Source organism: Rhodosalinus sp., from assembly GCF_046542825.1.
GTDB lineage: Bacteria > Pseudomonadota > Alphaproteobacteria > Rhodobacterales > Rhodobacteraceae > Rhodosalinus.
Genome location: NZ_JBKHAQ010000065.1, coordinates 1 through 15,904 on the forward strand (window position 1 = coordinate 1; position 15,904 = coordinate 15,904).

A 15,904-nucleotide genomic window follows, 5' to 3' on the forward strand; every position below is an offset into this window, starting at 1 on the left:
AGGATCGCCTTCGCGAAGCCCAGCGAATCCGAGGTGAAGCGGCTCACGTCGGCGTAGACGTAGAAGGCACCGTCCGGCGGCGCGATGTTGCCGAAGCCCGCGCGCGGCAACCCCTCGAGCATCAGCTGCCGGTTCGCGGCATAGACCGCCAGGTTGCCCTCAAGCTCTTCGGTCGCGTCGAGCGCGGCCAGCGCCGCCACCTGCGCGGCATGGCTCGGACAGATGAAGAGGTTCTGCGCCAGCCGCTCGATACGGCGGACGTGATCGGGCGGCACCACCATCCAGCCCACGCGCCAGCCGGTCATCGAGAAATACTTGGAGAAGGAGTTGATCACATAGACCTGGTCGGACAGTTCCAGCGCGGTGACCGCCTTCGCCTCGTATTCGATGCCGTGATAGATCTCGTCGCTGACGAAGGCCGCGCCCTCCGCCTCGGCCCAGCCGATCAGCGCGGCCAGATCCTCGCGCCCCAGCATGGTGCCGGTGGGGTTCGCTGGCGAGGCCACGAGCAGCCCGGACAGCCCCTGCCCGGCCAGTTCGCCGGGCACCGGCTGATAGCGGTTGGCGGGGTCGGTCGGGATGTCGACGGGGGCAAGGTCGAGGGCCCGCAGGATCTGGCGGTAGCTCGGGTAGCCCGGGGCCCCGATACCCACTTTTTCCCCCGCGTCGAAAAGCGCGGTGAAGGCCAGAATGAAGGCGCCCGAAGATCCCGCGGTGACCACGACGCGCGCGGGGTCCAGATCGACGCCGTACCAGTCGCCGTAAAGCCGCGCGATCCGGGCTCGCAGCTCGGGCAGTCCCAGCGCCACGGTGTAGCCGAGCGCATGCTCTTCCATTGCACGCGCAAGCGCCGCACGCGCGGCGGCCGGCGCGGGCGTGCCGGGCTGGCCAACCTCCATGTGGATGACGTGGCGGCCCGCCGCCTCTGCCGCGCGCGCGGCCTCCATCACGTCCATCACAATGAAGGGATCGACCTCGCCGCGCCTTGAGTTTCGCATGACGCCCCCGCTAAATGTCCGAAACCGCTTGTCCCAGCCGGACGGTCCAAGGTCAATCCGATGCGCCCTTGGCGGCGCGCCCGCGATATGGTCCGGTCGCGGCGGCCCAAGAGACGGAGACGCGAATGATCCCTTTCCGCCCCCTGCCCGGCGCCCTGATGGCCGCCGCGCTGCTTGCCACGCCCGCCGGCGCGATCGATCTGACCGACATGACCGAATCGGAGCGCGCGGCGTTCCGGGCGGAGGTGCGCGAGTATCTGCTCGACAACCCCGAGGTCATCATGGAGGCAGTCGCGGTTCTGGAACAGCGCGAGACAGCGTCGCAGGAGGCCGCGGACCGCGAAATGATCGGCGCCCTGGAAGACGAGATCTTCGACGACGGCTATTCGTGGGTTGGCGGCAACCCCGAGGGCGACGTGACTCTGGTGGAGTTCATCGACTATCGCTGCGGCTATTGCCGGCGCGCGCACGACGACGTGAACGAACTGGTGGAAAGCGACGGCGACATCCGCCTCGTGATCAAGGAACTCCCGATCCTGGGGCCGGACTCGATGGCGTCCTCGCGCTTCGCCATCGCAACCAAGCAGATCGCGGGAGACGAGGCGTATCACGCCGCCATGGAGGCGCTGATCCAGATGACGGGCGAGGTCAACGAGATCACGCTGGAGCGGCTTGCGGAATCCCTCGGCCTCGATGCCGACAGGATCCTGGTGCAGATGGAAAGCCCCGAGGTGACCGAGGTGATCTCCGAAACACGGGCACTGGCACAGCGCCTGGGGATCAACGGCACCCCCACCTTCGTGCTGCCCGACCGGATGGTGCGCGGCTACATGCCGCTTGACGGGATGCGGGAGATCGTCGCCGATGTGCGTGAGGCGGGCTGAGGCCGCCGCCCTCGCCGTCCTTCTGGCCTTTGATTCTCCAGCCGCCGCGCTCGACCTGACGGAGGCCGAGCACGCGGCCTTCGGCGCAGAGGTCCGCGCGCTTCTGCTGGACGAGCCGGAAATCGTCGGACGGGCGCTGTCGCCCGCCCCCTCCTATGCAGACGAGGCCGCGAAGGATGCCGCGCTGCTCGACGAGCGCGCGGCGGAACTCTACCGCGACCCGGCCGACTTCGCAGAGGGGCCGGCGGGCGGCACGCCGCTGGTCGCCTTCCTGCCACCTGCCTGCGAGACCTGCCCCGAACTGCTTGAGGAGCTTCGAGCGCTGGCGCAGGAAAACGGGGCAACCCGCCTGATCGTGAAGGATTTTCCCGATTCTCCACAGGCCGATCCACAGGCTGCCCGTTTCCTGACCGCCGTGCTCGAAGAGCTTGGGCCAGCCTATTGGAAAGAGGCGCGAACGGCGCTTTCCGGCCTGCCTGACCCGTCCAACCCGGAGGCGCTGCGCCGGGTCTCGGAGGTCATGGGCTGGCCCGCCGAGGACCTGCTTGCCCGCATGGCCGCGCCTGACACGGAAGCGCGGCTTGTGCGGATGCGCGGGTTGGCCGAGGCGCTGGGGTTCGACGTCTTCCCGTCCTATGTGGTGGGCGGGACGATGATCCGCGGCGACGTGCCGCCGGCACTGCTGGCGCGCTACCTGCCCTGAGGGGAAGAGCGCCGCGAGGCGCGATGAGCCGCTGCTCCTTGGCCCTCACGGGCCGCGTCGCTCACTCGGCGGCGGCTGCGCCCTGCTCCTGCGCCTCGATCTCGGCGGCCTTGCGCTCGACCTGTTCGACGATGTGGTCGATCATCTCGGCGTTCGAGATCTTGTGGCTCTGGCTGCCGGCCAGATAGACCATGCCGTGCCCTGCACCTCCGCCGGTGAAGCCAACGTCGGTCATCAGCGCCTCGCCCGGGCCGTTCACCACGCAGCCGATGATCGACAGGCTCATGGGCGTCTTGATGTGATCCAGCCGCTCTTCCAGCGCCTTCACCGTCTCGATCACGTCGAAGCCCTGCCGCGCACAGGAGGGGCAGGAGATGATGTTGACGCCCCGGTGCCGCAGGCCCAGCGACTTCAGGATCTCGTAGCCCACGCGGATCTCTTCCACCGGGTCGGCTGAAAGCGATACGCGGATCGTGTCGCCGATCCCCATCCACAGCAGGTTGCCGAGGCCGATGGCGGACTTGATCGTGCCCGACATCAGCCCGCCTGCCTCGGTGATGCCGAGGTGGATGGGCGCGTCGGTGGCGTCTGCGATGCCCTGGTAGGCCGCGGCGGCGAGAAAGACGTCCGATGCCTTCACGCTGATCTTGAACTCGTGAAAGTCGTTGTCCTGCAGGATGCGGATGTGCTCGAGTCCCGATTCGACCATCGCCTCAGGACACGGCTCGCCATATTTCTCCAGCAGATGCTTCTCGAGGCTGCCGGCGTTCACGCCGATCCGGATCGAGCATCCGTGATCCCGCGCTGCGCGAATCACCTCCTTGACGCGCGTCTCGTCGCCGATGTTGCCGGGGTTGATCCGCAGGCAAGCGGCCCCGGCCTCGGCCGATTCGATCCCGCGCTTGTAGTGGAAATGGATGTCCGCGACGATCGGGACGGGACTTTCGCGCACGATCTCCTTCAGCGCATGCGACGACGCCGCGTCGGGCACAGACACGCGCATGATGTCGGCCCCCGCCTCGGCGCAGCGCTGGATCTGCTCCACTGTCGCCTTCACGTCGGTGGTCGCGGTATTGGTCATGCTCTGCACCGCGATCGGCGCGTCGCCCCCGACGGGTACGGGTCCGACATGGATCTGGCGGCATGCGCGGCGATAGATGTTGCGCCACGGACGGACGTGGTTGAGCGTCATGGGTCCTGGCCTTTCAGCGCGGTCTCGGCTGCACCGAACAATAGGCCTCTGCCCCCGCCGGGGCAATGCGTCGTCCGTTATTCATCGCTTTCCGCCGCGGCCTCCGCCTCGAGCTGTGCGATCACGCGCGACAGCTCGGGGTCCTGGCTGAAATCCGCAAGCTGGTAGCTGTCGCGCAGCGCATCCGCCCCCAGCGCGACGGAGCGCACGACCTGCGTGCCCTCTCCGGCCGGGCCGTAGAGCTCTCCACCCACTTCGAAATAGACCGACCCCGACATGCCGGCACGCAGGGTCGGCGCCTCGGCGTCGCGAGGCAGGGTGTATTCTTCCCCGGCGTCGAGGATCTTCTCGAAGATGACGGAGCCGTCGGCCGCGCTGACGCGCACCCACGCGGGGCGGATCGCGAAGAGCGTGACGGTGTCGGGTGCCTCTGCCACCACCTGCGGCATCGGCGCGGTTTCGGGGCTGCCCTCGTCGGGATCCGGCTCGACAGAGGCAAGCTCCGGTGCGGCGGGCCGGTCGGCGCGGGCGAAGGCACCGATGGTGTCGGGGTCGAGCGTCGAGATCGGTGCATCGCGCGCGACCACAACGGGCACCTCCAGCGCCTGCGGCCGGTAGAGCCGGTCCAGGGCCTCGGACGAGGCACGCGACCCGGCGTTGCCCGCCTGATCGGTCGGGTCTCCGGCGGCTTCGAGCGGGTCGAGGTCGGACAGCACGACCGGCGTCTGGTCGACGGGGCCAAGTTGGACGCGCTGGATCTCGTTCAGCACGCTCCAGGCTCCGTAGCCGATCGCGCCCACCAGAGCCACGAGCACGAGCAGCGACCCGATCGCGCCGGGTTCGAGCCGCGAAAGCACCGAGTCCTGCTGCGCGGCGAGCGCGAAGCGCGACTCGGCGAAGGGATCGCGCGCCTCGGTCGGGGGGCGTTCCGTCGCGCGCCGCGCTTCGGGGCGCGCGTTGCCGCGCGCGGCGTCGGCCGCCATCCCGTGCGCCGGCGAAAAGCCGCTTTCGGCGCAGAAGGCGTCGAAGGCGCGGTCGGGGTCCATGTTGAGGTAGCGTGCGTAGGACCGCACATAGCCCGCGATGAAGCCCGGCGTGTCGAAGGCGGAAGGGTCGCAGTTCTCGATCGCGGCGATATAGCTGGCCTTGATCCGAAGCTCGCGCTGCACGTCCAGCAGCGATTTGCCCATCGTGGCGCGTTCGCCGCGCATCACGTCGCCAAGGCGCAGGTCGAAATCGTCGAAGCTCCTGGGCCTGACGTCAGGCGCCGCGTCGATACGGGGGGGTCTTCGCCCGATCATCCCTGCCGCCAATCCCCAGATACTGCCCGCCACGGACGCGATTCGCCTCGCCTCGCGCCTCCTTGTAGACGAAGTCTAGCACATCCCGCGAGCGGCGTCAGCGATGCAGGCCCTCAGGCGGATTTTTCGGCGCGATTCAATGCGCAGTGCGACCAGAGATCGTCCATCGCCCCCACAAGCCGGTCCATCTCGTCCGGGCCGTGCACCGGCGACGGCGTGAAGCGCAGCCGCTCGGTGCCGCGGGGAACCGTGGGGAAGTTGATCGGCTGGCAGTAGATGCCATACTGCTCCAGCAGCATGTCCGAGATCATCTTGGTGTGCACGGGGTCACCCACGATCACCGGCACGATGTGGCTGCCGTGGTCGATGATCGGCAGGCCCATGCCCTTGAGCCGGGCCTTGAGAATGCGCGCCTGCGTCTGGTGTTTCTCGCGGCGCGCCTGGTCGGTCTTGAGGTGCCGGACCGAGGCCGCGGCGCCCGCCGCCACCGCCGGCGGCAGCGAGGTGGTGAAGATGAAGCCCGGCGCGTAGGAGCGGATCGCGTCGCACATCCTGGCCGAGGAGGCGATGTAGCCGCCCATGACGCCATAGGCCTTGGCCAGCGTGCCGTTGATGATGTCGATGCGGTGCATGAGCCCGTCGCGCTCGGCCACGCCCGCGCCGCGGGGGCCGTACATGCCGACCGCGTGCACCTCGTCGATGTAGGTGAGCGCGCCGAACTCGTCGGCAAGGTCGCAGATCGCCTCGATCGGGCCGAAGTCGCCGTCCATCGAGTAGATCGACTCGAAGGCGATGAGCTTGGGCGCGTTCGGGTCGTCAGCCGCCAGAAGCTCGCGCAGATGCGCCACGTCGTTGTGGCGGAAGACGCGCTTCGCGCCGCCGTTGCGGCGGATGCCCTCGATCATCGAGGCGTGGTTGAGCTCGTCGGAATAGATGATCAGGCCGGGGAAAAGCTTCGGCAGGGTCGAAAGGGTCGCGTCGTTCGCGATGTAGGCGGAGGTGAAGAGCAGCGCCGCTTCCTTGCCGTGCAGGTCTGCAAGCTCGGCCTCGAGCCGCTTGTGCCAGACCGTGGTGCCCGAGATGTTCCGCGTCCCGCCCGATCCCGCGCCGGTCGCGTCGATCGCCTCGTGCATGGCCGCCAGCACCACCGGATGCTGCCCCATCCCGAGGTAGTCGTTGCCGCACCACACCGTGATCGGACGCTCCTCGCCATCGGGGCGGCGCCATGTCGCATGCGGATAGGCGCCACGCTTGCGTTCGATGTCGATGAAGGTGCGGTAGCGGCCTTCGTCGTGCAGGCGCTGGATCGCTTGGTCGAGCTTGGCCGTATAGTCCACGTCTGTATTCCTTCAGCCAGTCGGGCCGGCCTGGCCGCCCCGGACGTTTAGAACGGATATAACTGCGCCGCGCCCCAGGCAACAAGCTACAGATTGCCGCGCCGGCACAGCATTGATCTGGGTCAATAAACGGGATGACGCCATGTCAGGCGGCCGCGCTCGGCGGGCGTCTGGACACCCCCGGCCGCTCTGATACCGTCGCAACCGTTCAGACAGCGAGGTGCCTTCAATGTCCGTCGATCCCGTGCTCGCCCGTCTCGACGCCGATCTGCCGCAGGCGCTCGATCGCCTGATGGCGCTCCTGCGGATCCCCTCGATCTCGACGGATCCGGCCTATGCCGGGGACTGCGCGCGCGCCGCGGACTGGCTGGTGGAGGACCTCAAGGGTCTTGGCGCCACGGCAGAATCGCGGCCCACGCCCGGCCACCCGATGGTGGTGGGCCACATCGGCGAGGGGCGGCCGCACCTGCTGTTCTATGGCCACTACGACGTGCAGCCGGTCGATCCGCTGACGCTGTGGCACCGCGACCCCTTCGATCCCGCGATCGAGAAGACCGATCGGGGCGAGGTGATCCGCGCCCGGGGTGCCAGCGACGACAAGGGCCAGCTGATGACATTCGTCGAGGCGTGCCGCGCCTGGATCGCCGAGCATGGGGAACTGCCCTGCCGGATCACCTTCTTCTTCGAGGGAGAGGAGGAATCGGGTTCGCCCTCGCTGATCCCCTTCCTCAAGGCGCACGCGGCGGAACTGAAGGCCGACATCGCGCTGATCTGCGACACCGGGATGTACGACCGGCGCACGCCCTCGATCACCACGCAGTTGCGCGGCATGCTGCGCGAAGAGGTCGTGATCCGCGCCGCCAGCCGCGACCTGCACTCGGGCTTCTACGGCGGGCTCGCCGCCAACCCGATCCAGGTGCTTGCCCGCATCCTCGGCACGCTGCACGACGAAACCGGGCGCGTGACGCTGGAGGGATTCTACGACGGCGTGCCCGACACTCCGCAGGAGGTGCTGGAGCAGTGGGCGGGCCTGGGCTTCGACGCTGCGGGCTTCCTTGGCCGCGTGGGCCTGTCCCACGGCGCGGGAGAGCAGGACCGCACGCCGCTGGAGCGGATCTGGGCCCGGCCCACCGCAGAGGTCAACGGGATCGAGGGCGGCTACACCGGCGCAGGCTTCAAGACCGTGCTGCCGGCCGAGGCGCGGGCGAAGGTCAGCTTCCGCCTTGTCGGCACGCAGGACCCCGAGGCGATCCACCGCGCCTTCGTCGCGCATGTGGAACGCCACCTGCCCCCGGACGTCACGGCCGAGTTCCCGCTGGGCGACGGCGCGCCCGCCACCCGCATGGACATCTCGCGCCCCGAGTTCGAAGCCGCGCGCGCCGCGCTTTCCGATGAATGGCCCAATCCGGCCGTCTTCGTGGGCGCCGGCGGGTCGATCCCCGTTGCGGGCTACTTCAGGGAATTGCTGGGAATGGAATCGATGCTGATCGGCTTCGCGCATGACGACGACGCGATCCATTCGCCCAACGAGAAATACGACGTGACGAGCTTTCACAAGGGCGCGCGCAGCTGGGCGCGAATCCTCGGCGCGCTCGCCCGCGCATGATCCCCGGCTTCGCCGAGCGGCGGATCGACTGCGCAGGCGCCCGGATCGCCTGCGAGGTGGGCGGCGACGGCCCGCCGCTCCTGCTGCTGCACGGATTTCCGCAGACCCGCGCGATGTGGACGCACATCGCGCCGGTCCTCGCGCGGACGCATACGGTCGTCTGCGCCGACCTGCGCGGCTACGGTGCCTCGGACAAGCCCGAGGGCGTCGCGGCGATGACCTTTCGCGCGATGGCGGCGGACCAGGCCGCGCTGATGTGCGCGCTGGGCTTCGACCGCTTCCACCTGGCGGGCCACGACCGCGGCGCGCGCACGGCATATCGCCTGGCGCTCGATGCGCCCGACCGGGTGGCGACGCTGACGGTGATGGACATCGTGCCCACCGCCCACCTGCTGGATACGCTGACGGCAGAGGTCGCGCGCGCCTATTACCACTGGTTCTTCCTCGCCCAGCCCGCGCCGCTGCCGGAGACGCTGATCGGCGCCGATCCCGACGCCTTCTTCGAGCGCTGCCTGGGCGGCTGGGGCGGCGCGGGGCTTTCCGGCTTCGACCCGCTGCTTCTGGAGGCCTATCGCGCCGCGTGGCGTGACCCGGCCGCGATTCGCGGCATGTGCGACGACTATCGCGCCGCGATCGACCACGATGCCCCGCTCGACCGGACCGGCGCCCGCCCGCTCGCCTGCCCTGCGCTGGTGCTGTGGGGCGCGGACGGCGCGATGGGCCGCGCCTACGACGTGGCCGCGACATGGGCGCCGCATCTGGCGAAGATGGAAACGGGCGAGATTCCCGGCGGCCATTTCTTCCCCGACGAAGCGCCCGCGGAGACCGCGACCGCGCTGCGGGAATTCCTCGCCCGCCACCCGATCTGACGAGATGGACCCGGATAGTGCCGGCCGATCAGGCCCGGTTGGCCCGAAGTGTCGCGGAAGCGCGCGAGGTCCTCGCCCGTCATCCGCACCGGAACGGCGGGGCGTGCGGTGTCCAGCTCTTTCGGACAGCGCCGCGGGCAGCAGAGGCGCAGCAGGACGCCCGTGCCGTCCTCGACCCGCGTGACCCGGTCGGTGAGGTCCTGTCTGATCGTGGCCTGGTCTTGGCCCCGAAGCGCGTGATAAACGCGTGATAATCGCACGAACAATATATAGTGCTTCAAGGCCGGGTCCGGGCGCGGTAGGCTGCAAGCGGAGGCAGGGCCGACCGATGCAGAACGCGCAGGACATCCAGTTATCCGACACCTCGCTGACCTTCGCGAAGGGTCTGGCGGTGATGAAGTGTTTCGACGCCAACTCGGTCACGCTGACCATCCCCGAGATCGCGCGGCGCTGCGACCTCGACCGCGCGGTGGCGCGGCGGCTGGTGCTGACGCTCGTGCGGCTGGGCTACGTCCGCCAGCGCGGGCGCAGCTACTCGCTGTCGCCGCGGATCCTGGTGCTGGCCGGTGGCTTCCTGCAGGGGCGGCGCTTCGGCCTTGCCGTGCAGCCGGTGATCGAGGGCTTCGCCGCGCAGATCGGCCAGCCCCTCATGCTTGCGATGCGCGACGGAACCGACGCGATCTATGTCGCCCATGCCGGGATCGACGGCGTGTTGCCCCGGCTGGGCTTTACCGTGGGCAGCCGCCTGCCGCTGCTCGCCTCTTCGCTGGGGCGCGCGCTGCTGACGGCGGAGGATCCGGAGACCCGGCACAGGCTGATCGCCGAGGCGCCGCTCACCGCATGGACCGAGCGCACCGTGACAGATCGTGCGGCGCTGGCCCGGATGCTCGATGCGGTGCCGGCCGGCACAGCTGTTCAGGCGGCGGGCGAACTCGAACCGGGCGTCACCGCCACGTCGCTCGGCTTCCGGTGCGACGGGGGAGAGATCGTCGCCATCGGCCATACCGCCGAAACCGCGCTTTATGAAGAACCCGGCTTCCCCGAGCGGATCGCGGGCACCCTGCAGCGCTGCGCGGCGGCGCTGCGCGGGCTGCTCTGAGCCTCAGCGCGCTGCGAGCCGGTCAAGGACCCTGCTCATCACGGACACGGTATCCTTCCAGCGTGTCAGGGAGGCACCCGCGATCGCGGCGCTCCGGGCCCACGCCCCGCGCCGCGCGTCGTCCTCGAGCATCCTGCGCAGCGCCCCGGCGAAGGCGCCCGGGTCGTCGGGCGGCACGAGCAGCCCGGCCGCCTCCGGCACCGTGTCCGGCACCGCGCCGGCGCGGCAGGCGACGACCGGCAGGCCATGCGCAAGCGCCTCGGCGAAGGCCATGCCGTAGCCCTCGTAGCGGCTGGCCAGCGCGAAGACCGAGGCGGCGCGATAGAGCCGGGCCAGTTCCTCGGCCGGAACAAGCCCCGCGAAACGCAGCCGCGCCTCCAGCCCCAGGGCGGCGCGCAGAGCGTCGAGTTCGGCGGCGTGGGCGGCGTGATAGTCGCTGCCCACGATGACCGCCTGCCAGTCGAGATCGGCGATCCGCGCGAGCGCCTGCACCAGGACGTCGTGCCCCTTGCGCGGGTGGCGGATGCCGACCGAGAGGACAAGCGGCGGGGATTGCGGCGCAGGCGGCCGCACGGGCCGATCCACGCCCGGCAACGCCACGGAAATCTTCGTCCCGGGGACGGCGTAGTCCTCTGCCAGCGTTGCGGCGGTATGCGGGCTGTTGACCACCACATGCGCGGCAAGCGCGAGGTTGTCGCGCTCGCGGGCATCGAGCAGCCGCCGCCGGTCGGCGGTCAGCCCGGCTTCCAGTGCCAGGGGATGATGGATCATGGCAATGATCGGAGCGCGCACCTGTTCGAGGCCTGCCGTCTCGACCGCGCCGAAGACCAGCCCGTCGACGATCAGCGGCACCTCCGGCGGCACGGCCGCCATCCGCGCCACGGCGTCGGCCATCTCCTCCGGTGTCGGATCGGGAAAGCCCGCGCCGAGGCGCAGATGTTCCATCTTCCGCCCCTCCGCCCGCAGCCCTTCCAGCAGCCGGCGCTCGTAGATGTAGCCGCCGGTCACGGTCTCGATGTCACCGGGTATGGCGAAGGCGGCGGGAGCGAGGGTCATCCCTGTCCTCGCGCGCAGCCGCACAGCGGGGGCCAAGGGCCTTGCAAGGCCCTTGAAGGCGCTTGCAAGCGCCTTCCCGGCGCCCGGTCCCGACGGTTCGCCACGGCAGGACATGCAGGCGCGCGGCTCATCGCAGCTGCTCCCCGGCGTAACGCGCCAGCACACGCGCCTCGGCCGCAGCCACCAAGCCATGTCCGCCGACGGTCGTGAGCGCGACGACGACGACCGCGCTCCACAGCATCCCGTAGTCCGACAGCGAGGCCGACATCGCCATCAGCGCGCCCACCCCGCGGCCCGTGGCCAGCCACTCCACCACCGTCACCGCCAGCATGGCCGCCGGAAGCGACATGCGCGCGGCGGCGAAGAACGCCGGCAGCATGGCGGGAAGCTGCGCGTGCATCAGGCGCTGCGCGGGCCCGGCCGCGTAGCTGTCGAAGACGTCCAGCACCTGCCCCGGCGCGCGGGACAGACCGTGCAGGCTGGCCACGAAGACCGGGAAGAAGATCATCACCGCGACCAGCGTTATGGTGCCCGTGGGTCCACGGCCCAGCAGCAGCACGATCAGGGGCGCCGTGGTCACGATGGGCACCGCGCGCAGCGTCACCGCCAGCGGCATCGCCAGCGTCGCCGCACGCGGTGCCAGGGTGAGCAGGACGGCCAGCGCCGCGCCCAGCGCCAGTCCGGCCAGGTAGCCGGGCACCGCCAGCGCCAGCGTCTGCGCCAGCGCGCCGAAAAGTTCGGCCCGGTGCGCGCCGGCCTCCGTCCCGGTGACGAGGAAGGCCCAGACGTCTTCGGGCCGCCTGGCGAAGAAGCGGTTGAGGTCGAAGGCTTCCATGGCGCCCCACCAGAGCACGAGCGCGACCGCAGCAGCCAGGGCGAAACGGCCGACCGAGGCACCGGGCGCCGCGCGTTTTGCCGCCGCGGGCGGGGCGAGAAGCACGGGCGGCGGCTCGCGCGTGAGGCGCCGGCCGGCCCATCCGATGACGGCATAGGCTGCGATCGAGACCGCGGCGGCCACGGTGGCGAGCGCCCAGGTTGCCTCGAGGTCGAGCGCCCGCAACGCGCGGATCGTCAGCACGCCCATGCCGCGTTCGGCGCCCGTGAACTCGCCCACCATCGCCCCGAGGAAGGCAGCAGGCGCCGCGATCTGCAACCCGGCGACCAAGTAGGGCAGCGCGGCGAAGAGCCGGACATGGATCAGCGCCGCCACCCGCCCGCGCCCATAGCTCGCCACCACGTCGAACCAGACGGCCGGCGCAGCCCGCAGGCCCACCAGCAGGGGCACGAAGGTCGTGTAGTAGACGGCAAGTGCTGCGAGTGTCACCTGCGGGCCGATCCCCGGCCCGTAGAGTACCCGCAGGATCGGCCCTGTCGCCACGAGCGGCAGGCAGAAGACCAGAAGTGCAAGCGCCGCGATCAGCCGCTCCATGCGCGGCACCGCGAAGGCCATCAGCGCCAGCGCGACGGCCGCGAGGTTGCCAAGGACAAAGCCCCATGCCGCCGCCCAGCCGGTGACGGCCAGCGCGCGGGCCATCAGCCCGGCGTTGTCCCGCAGCCAGAGCGCAACGTCCCACGGGCCGGCAAGGAGGATCTCCGCCCCCGGCAGCCGCGCAAGTCCCTCCCACAACAGAAGCAGGACCAGCCCCGCCGCGACCTGCGCGCCCATCGCGGGCAGGCGACGGGGGGCGGCAAGGGCCTCGGTGGCGGTCATGACGCGGCGCACCCCGTCGCGGCCCACGCCGACTGGCCGGGCCGTCGGAACGCCGTGGACAGTTGCGGCGGCTTCGCGCGATCCTCGTTCGAGGCTCCCGCCCGGCACTGGGCGTCGCACCGTCTCGCTTGGGGGCGGTGCGTTCGGCCAGCCGGCAAGGACCGTTTGCGATGCCCGGCGGCGGCTGCGCCGGGACGGATGCAGGCCCAGGCAGAGCGGAATGCCGAAAGCGACCTCATTGCGCCGCCAGCCCCTTGGGCCCGGACTCGGCAACACCGCGCGCCAGCGCGGCAGAGACCGCCTCTGCCAGGTCGGCGAAGGCGGGGGTCAGCTCGACGCCCTCGGCGCGCGGCCGCTCCAGCGTCACGGGGATATCGGCCACGACCGTCGCGGGCCGGGGCGAGAGCACGATCACCCGGTCCGCGATCAACACCGCCTCGGTCACAGAATGCGTGACGAAGAGCGTCGTGGTCCCGCGCGCCTCCCACAGGCCCGGCAGGTCGTGGGCGAGCTGCCGGCGTGTCAGCTCGTCCACCGCGCCGAAGGGCTCGTCCAGCAGCAGAAGCTCCGGTTCGGTGACGAGGCAGCGCGCGATGGCCGCGCGCTGGCGCATGCCGCCCGAGAGCGCGCCGGGCCGCGTGTCGCCGAAGCCGTCGAGGCCGACCAAAGCCAGCAGCCGGTCGATTGCCACCGGATCCGCCCGCCTGCGCGCGAGCTTCAGCGCCAGCGCCACGTTGCCGCGCACCGTGCGCCAGGGCAGCAGCGAGGGATCCTGGAACCCCACCGCCAGCCCGGCGCGGGCGCGCACCTCTGCCGGCGTCTCCGTCCCGATGCGCACCGCGCCCTCGCTGGGCGTCTCCAGCCCCGCGATCAGGCGCAACAGGGTGGACTTGCCGCAGCCCGAGGGACCGACCAGCGCGGTGGTCTCGCCGGCCGCGAAGCGCAGGGTCAAGGGCGCCACGGCCGGCAGGCCAACTCCCGGTCCGTCGAAGCGCTTGGCAAGTCCCGCGCACACTATCCCGGGCGGGCCGGGCTCAGCCGGCATGGACCTCGTCGAGGATCGAGCGATCCCACAGATCGGCCGAGACATCGCGCCCCAGCACCGCCAGCGTCTCGATGTTCTGCGCAACCGTTTCCTCGGTGAACCAGCCGAAGCCGTGCGCGTCGGTCAGGTCGGAGAACATCAGCGGCACCTGCCGCTCGGCCTGCAGCAGCTGCGCCTGCGGGTCGAGGTCTGCATCGGGATAGGCCTCCAGCGTCAGATCGACGGCAGCCTGGAGGTCGGCGCGGTAGGCCTCCCACCCCATCGCCTCGCCGCGGATCAGCGCCACGAGCTGCTCGCGCCGGTCGCGCAGGCTTTCGTCCGTGGCGATGTAGGTCTGCGAATGCAGGACATAGCCGTGATCGGCCATCAGCATGGTCACGCTCTCGACCCCCTGCACCGCCATCGACACAGGCAGATCGGTCGCCCAGCAGAGCAGGCAGTCCACCTCGCCCGCCAGCAGCGGGGCGGCGGAATACTGCGTCGGCACGATCTCGATCGCGTCGATGTCCACGTCGTTGAGGGTGCAGAGCGCCTCGAGTACGGGCATGTTGGCCAGCACCATGCCGATCCGCTTGCCCATCATGTCGGCGGGCTCGTTCACCGGGTTTTCGGGCAGCGAGGCGATGGCGAAGGGATTCTTCTGCATCGCCACGCCGATGATGCGGAAGGGCGCCCCCTCCGCCACGGCGGCGGCCGTGTAGTCGGCGGCCGAGACCCCCACCAGCGCGCGGCCCGACACCACCGGCGGCTCGACCGGTGCGTTCGGGCCGCCGGGGGCAAGCGAGACGTCCAGCCCTTCGTCGTGCCAGATGCCGCGCTCCCTTGCGATGTAGGAGCCCGCGAACTGCACGGAGTGGAGCCACGAGAGCTGCAGCGTGACCGGTGTGCCGTCATTGGCGTCAAGGCGAACGGGCGTGCCCAGCGCGGCGGCGCCAAGGGCTGCGCCGCCCGTGCCCAGCATCCGGCGGCGGCTGAGGCGGAAGGGTTTTCCTGTCATCGTGCGGTGTGTCCTGTCCTGCGGCTCCCCGGTCATCAGCCTAGGGCCTGACGCGCTGCAATCAAGGCGCAGGCCTCATGCCCGTCAACTCAGCGGCGCGCCTGCCGTTCCGGTCCGCCGCTCGAATAGGCAGCAAGCCACCGGTCGCGCATCGCCTCCATCGGCAGGACGGACACGCCCTCGCCGGGCAGCAGACCTTCGGTCCAGCCCCAGCCTGCCGCCTGCTCGACAAGCTCGGGCGGGCCGATCAGATGCGCCGGCACCGCGCGCGTGTCGTCCAGCGCCACGAAGCCCGCGGGCGGGTGATCGCCGAGGATCAGGATGAGGGGCGCGGAGCCCTCCGCCTGCCGCGCGGCCCAGTCCATCGCCGTGCGCAGGCTGTAGTCCACGGCCTTGCGGTATTGTGCGCGGATCCGGTCGGTATCGCGCCAGACCACCTCCGGCGGGTCGCCTTCCGTCGCCCACCGGTCGAAGATCCGCCCGTCGCCGATCGCCTCCCACGGCACCAGCTCCGGCACCGGCACCCAGGGCGCGTGCGAGGAAATCAGCGCGATCTGCGCGAACCACGGGCCGCCCCGGTCGAACAGCCCCTCGGCCCGCGCCAGCGTGAACTGGTCGGGCATCGTCACCCAGTTGAAGGGCTGGCCGGCATATCCCAGCGCGGCGGCGTCGTGCACCTCGTCGAAGCCCATGCGCGCGCTTTCCGGCCAGGCCAGCGTGATCGCGGGCATTACGGCCGCGGTGCGAAAGCCCGCCTCCTGCGCGATGTGAAAGAGCGCGCGCCGCCCGCTTGCCAGCGCGGCGGAATGGCGGGTCTGGTCGGTGATCGGCAGCCCGGTGGCGAAACTCAGATGCGACAGCCAGCTGCGCCCGCCGGCCGTGGGCGCGCCCAGCCAGCCGGAGCGCATCGCAAGCCCCTCGCCGGCGAGCCGCCCCTCGGCCTGCCCCAGCGTGGCGCGGTGGGTGGGCGCATAGAGCGGATGCTCCAGGCTCGACCGCCCGTAGCTTTCGATGAAGACGACGAAGACGTCGGTGCCGATCCTGTCCAGTAGCGGCCCTGCGCCGGCATAGAGGTCGCGCGCGGCGGCGACCCGAAAGGCCGCGAG

General features: G+C 70.5%; 13 protein-coding genes and 1 pseudogene. 5 read left to right on the forward strand and 9 right to left on the reverse strand.

The annotated features are described in order from the left end of the window. Positions 1-998: aminotransferase class I/II-fold pyridoxal phosphate-dependent enzyme (locus ACLFOB_RS09685; protein WP_410925954.1), on the reverse strand; the 998-nt coding region annotated here is incomplete at its 3' end. Between the two features lie 125 nt (positions 999-1,123). Here ACLFOB_RS09685 and ACLFOB_RS09690 point away from each other — a divergent pair. Beyond that, entirely contained in the window at positions 1,124-1,882 is a 759-nt protein-coding gene (locus ACLFOB_RS09690) for a DsbA family protein (protein ID WP_410916753.1), read from the forward strand. Next, the gene (locus ACLFOB_RS09695; protein WP_410916754.1) at positions 1,863-2,585 is read left to right on the forward strand and encodes a hypothetical protein; all 723 of its coding nucleotides are present in this window, start codon (positions 1,863-1,865) and stop codon (positions 2,583-2,585) included. The genes ACLFOB_RS09690 and ACLFOB_RS09695 overlap by 20 nt, the downstream gene beginning before the upstream one ends. A 61-nt stretch (positions 2,586-2,646) precedes the next feature. Here ACLFOB_RS09695 and ispG read toward each other — a convergent pair whose 3' ends face one another. The 3 genes from ispG to hemA form a co-directional block, all read right to left on the reverse strand. Next, complete coding sequence (gene ispG / locus ACLFOB_RS09700; protein ID WP_410916756.1) at positions 2,647-3,777, reverse strand: flavodoxin-dependent (E)-4-hydroxy-3-methylbut-2-enyl-diphosphate synthase; 1,131 nt, start codon at positions 3,775-3,777, stop codon at positions 2,647-2,649. A gap of 77 nt (positions 3,778-3,854) precedes the next feature. After that, positions 3,855-5,078 (reverse strand): helix-turn-helix domain-containing protein, encoded by a 1,224-nt coding sequence (locus tag ACLFOB_RS09705; RefSeq protein WP_410916757.1) that lies wholly within the window; start codon positions 5,076-5,078, stop codon positions 3,855-3,857. 113 nt (positions 5,079-5,191) lie between these two features. Then, positions 5,192-6,415, reverse strand: coding sequence for a 5-aminolevulinate synthase (gene hemA / locus ACLFOB_RS09710; RefSeq protein WP_410916758.1), 1,224 nt, complete (start codon positions 6,413-6,415; stop codon positions 5,192-5,194). A 229-nt stretch (positions 6,416-6,644) separates the two neighbouring features. On the opposite strand from hemA, the gene ACLFOB_RS09715 reads away from it, so the two are divergent. The 3 genes from ACLFOB_RS09715 to ACLFOB_RS09725 all read left to right on the forward strand — a co-directional run bounded on the left by ACLFOB_RS09715 (position 6,645) and on the right by ACLFOB_RS09725 (position 9,989). Beyond that, positions 6,645-8,021 carry a M20/M25/M40 family metallo-hydrolase gene (locus ACLFOB_RS09715; RefSeq protein WP_410925955.1) on the forward strand — a complete coding sequence of 459 codons (1,377 nt, stop codon included), beginning with the start codon at positions 6,645-6,647 and terminating at the stop codon, positions 8,019-8,021. Next, positions 8,018-8,890 carry an alpha/beta fold hydrolase gene (locus tag ACLFOB_RS09720; RefSeq protein WP_410916760.1) on the forward strand — a complete coding sequence of 291 codons (873 nt, stop codon included), beginning with the start codon at positions 8,018-8,020 and terminating at the stop codon, positions 8,888-8,890. The genes ACLFOB_RS09715 and ACLFOB_RS09720 overlap by 4 nt, the downstream gene beginning before the upstream one ends. Positions 8,891-9,218: 328 nt before the next feature. Then, on the forward strand, positions 9,219-9,989 hold the full coding sequence (locus tag ACLFOB_RS09725; RefSeq protein WP_410916761.1) for an IclR family transcriptional regulator C-terminal domain-containing protein: 771 nt from the start codon (positions 9,219-9,221) through the stop codon (positions 9,987-9,989). Positions 9,990-9,992: 3 nt separating this feature from the next. Here the strand turns inward: ACLFOB_RS09725 and ACLFOB_RS09730 are convergent, their stop codons facing one another. From ACLFOB_RS09730 to ACLFOB_RS09750, 5 genes and pseudogenes are all read right to left on the reverse strand, one after another. After that, positions 9,993-11,045 carry a glycosyltransferase family 4 protein gene (locus ACLFOB_RS09730; protein WP_410925956.1) on the reverse strand — a complete coding sequence of 351 codons (1,053 nt, stop codon included), beginning with the start codon at positions 11,043-11,045 and terminating at the stop codon, positions 9,993-9,995. 127 nt (positions 11,046-11,172) lie between these two features. Further along, a complete protein-coding gene (locus tag ACLFOB_RS09735; RefSeq protein ID WP_410925958.1) occupies positions 11,173-12,711 on the reverse strand; it encodes an ABC transporter permease in 1,539 nt (512 codons plus the stop codon). 280 nt (positions 12,712-12,991) lie between these two features. Next, positions 12,992-13,687 (reverse strand): annotated as a pseudogene (locus tag ACLFOB_RS09740) (ABC transporter ATP-binding protein); the annotation flags it as partial. 103 nt (positions 13,688-13,790) lie between these two features. After that, positions 13,791-14,798 (reverse strand): ABC transporter substrate-binding protein, encoded by a 1,008-nt coding sequence (locus tag ACLFOB_RS09745; RefSeq protein ID WP_410918484.1) that lies wholly within the window; start codon positions 14,796-14,798, stop codon positions 13,791-13,793. An 89-nt stretch (positions 14,799-14,887) separates the two neighbouring features. Continuing rightward, positions 14,888-15,904, reverse strand: a 1,017-nt coding sequence (locus ACLFOB_RS09750; protein WP_410925957.1) for a sulfatase-like hydrolase/transferase, incomplete at its 5' end; no start/stop codon positions are given.

Excerpts from the sequence above, each read along its gene's own strand:
- ACLFOB_RS09695 (WP_410916754.1), top strand. The coding sequence starts at position 1,863 with ATGTGCGTGAGGCGGGCTGAGGCCGCCGCCCTCGCCGTCCTTCTGGCC.
- ispG (WP_410916756.1), bottom strand. The coding sequence starts at position 3,777 with ATGACGCTCAACCACGTCCGTCCGTGGCGCAACATCTATCGCCGCGCA.
- ACLFOB_RS09725 (WP_410916761.1), top strand. The coding sequence starts at position 9,219 with ATGCAGAACGCGCAGGACATCCAGTTATCCGACACCTCGCTGACCTTC.
- ACLFOB_RS09705 (WP_410916757.1), bottom strand. The coding sequence starts at position 5,078 with ATGATCGGGCGAAGACCCCCCCGTATCGACGCGGCGCCTGACGTCAGG.
- ACLFOB_RS09745 (WP_410918484.1), bottom strand. The coding sequence starts at position 14,798 with ATGACAGGAAAACCCTTCCGCCTCAGCCGCCGCCGGATGCTGGGCACG.
- ACLFOB_RS09715 (WP_410925955.1), top strand. The coding sequence starts at position 6,645 with ATGTCCGTCGATCCCGTGCTCGCCCGTCTCGACGCCGATCTGCCGCAG.
- ACLFOB_RS09735 (WP_410925958.1), bottom strand. The coding sequence starts at position 12,711 with ATGGGCGCGCAGGTCGCGGCGGGGCTGGTCCTGCTTCTGTTGTGGGAG.
- ACLFOB_RS09690 (WP_410916753.1), top strand. The coding sequence starts at position 1,124 with ATGATCCCTTTCCGCCCCCTGCCCGGCGCCCTGATGGCCGCCGCGCTG.
- ACLFOB_RS09720 (WP_410916760.1), top strand. The coding sequence starts at position 8,018 with ATGATCCCCGGCTTCGCCGAGCGGCGGATCGACTGCGCAGGCGCCCGG.
- ACLFOB_RS09730 (WP_410925956.1), bottom strand. The coding sequence starts at position 11,045 with ATGACCCTCGCTCCCGCCGCCTTCGCCATACCCGGTGACATCGAGACC.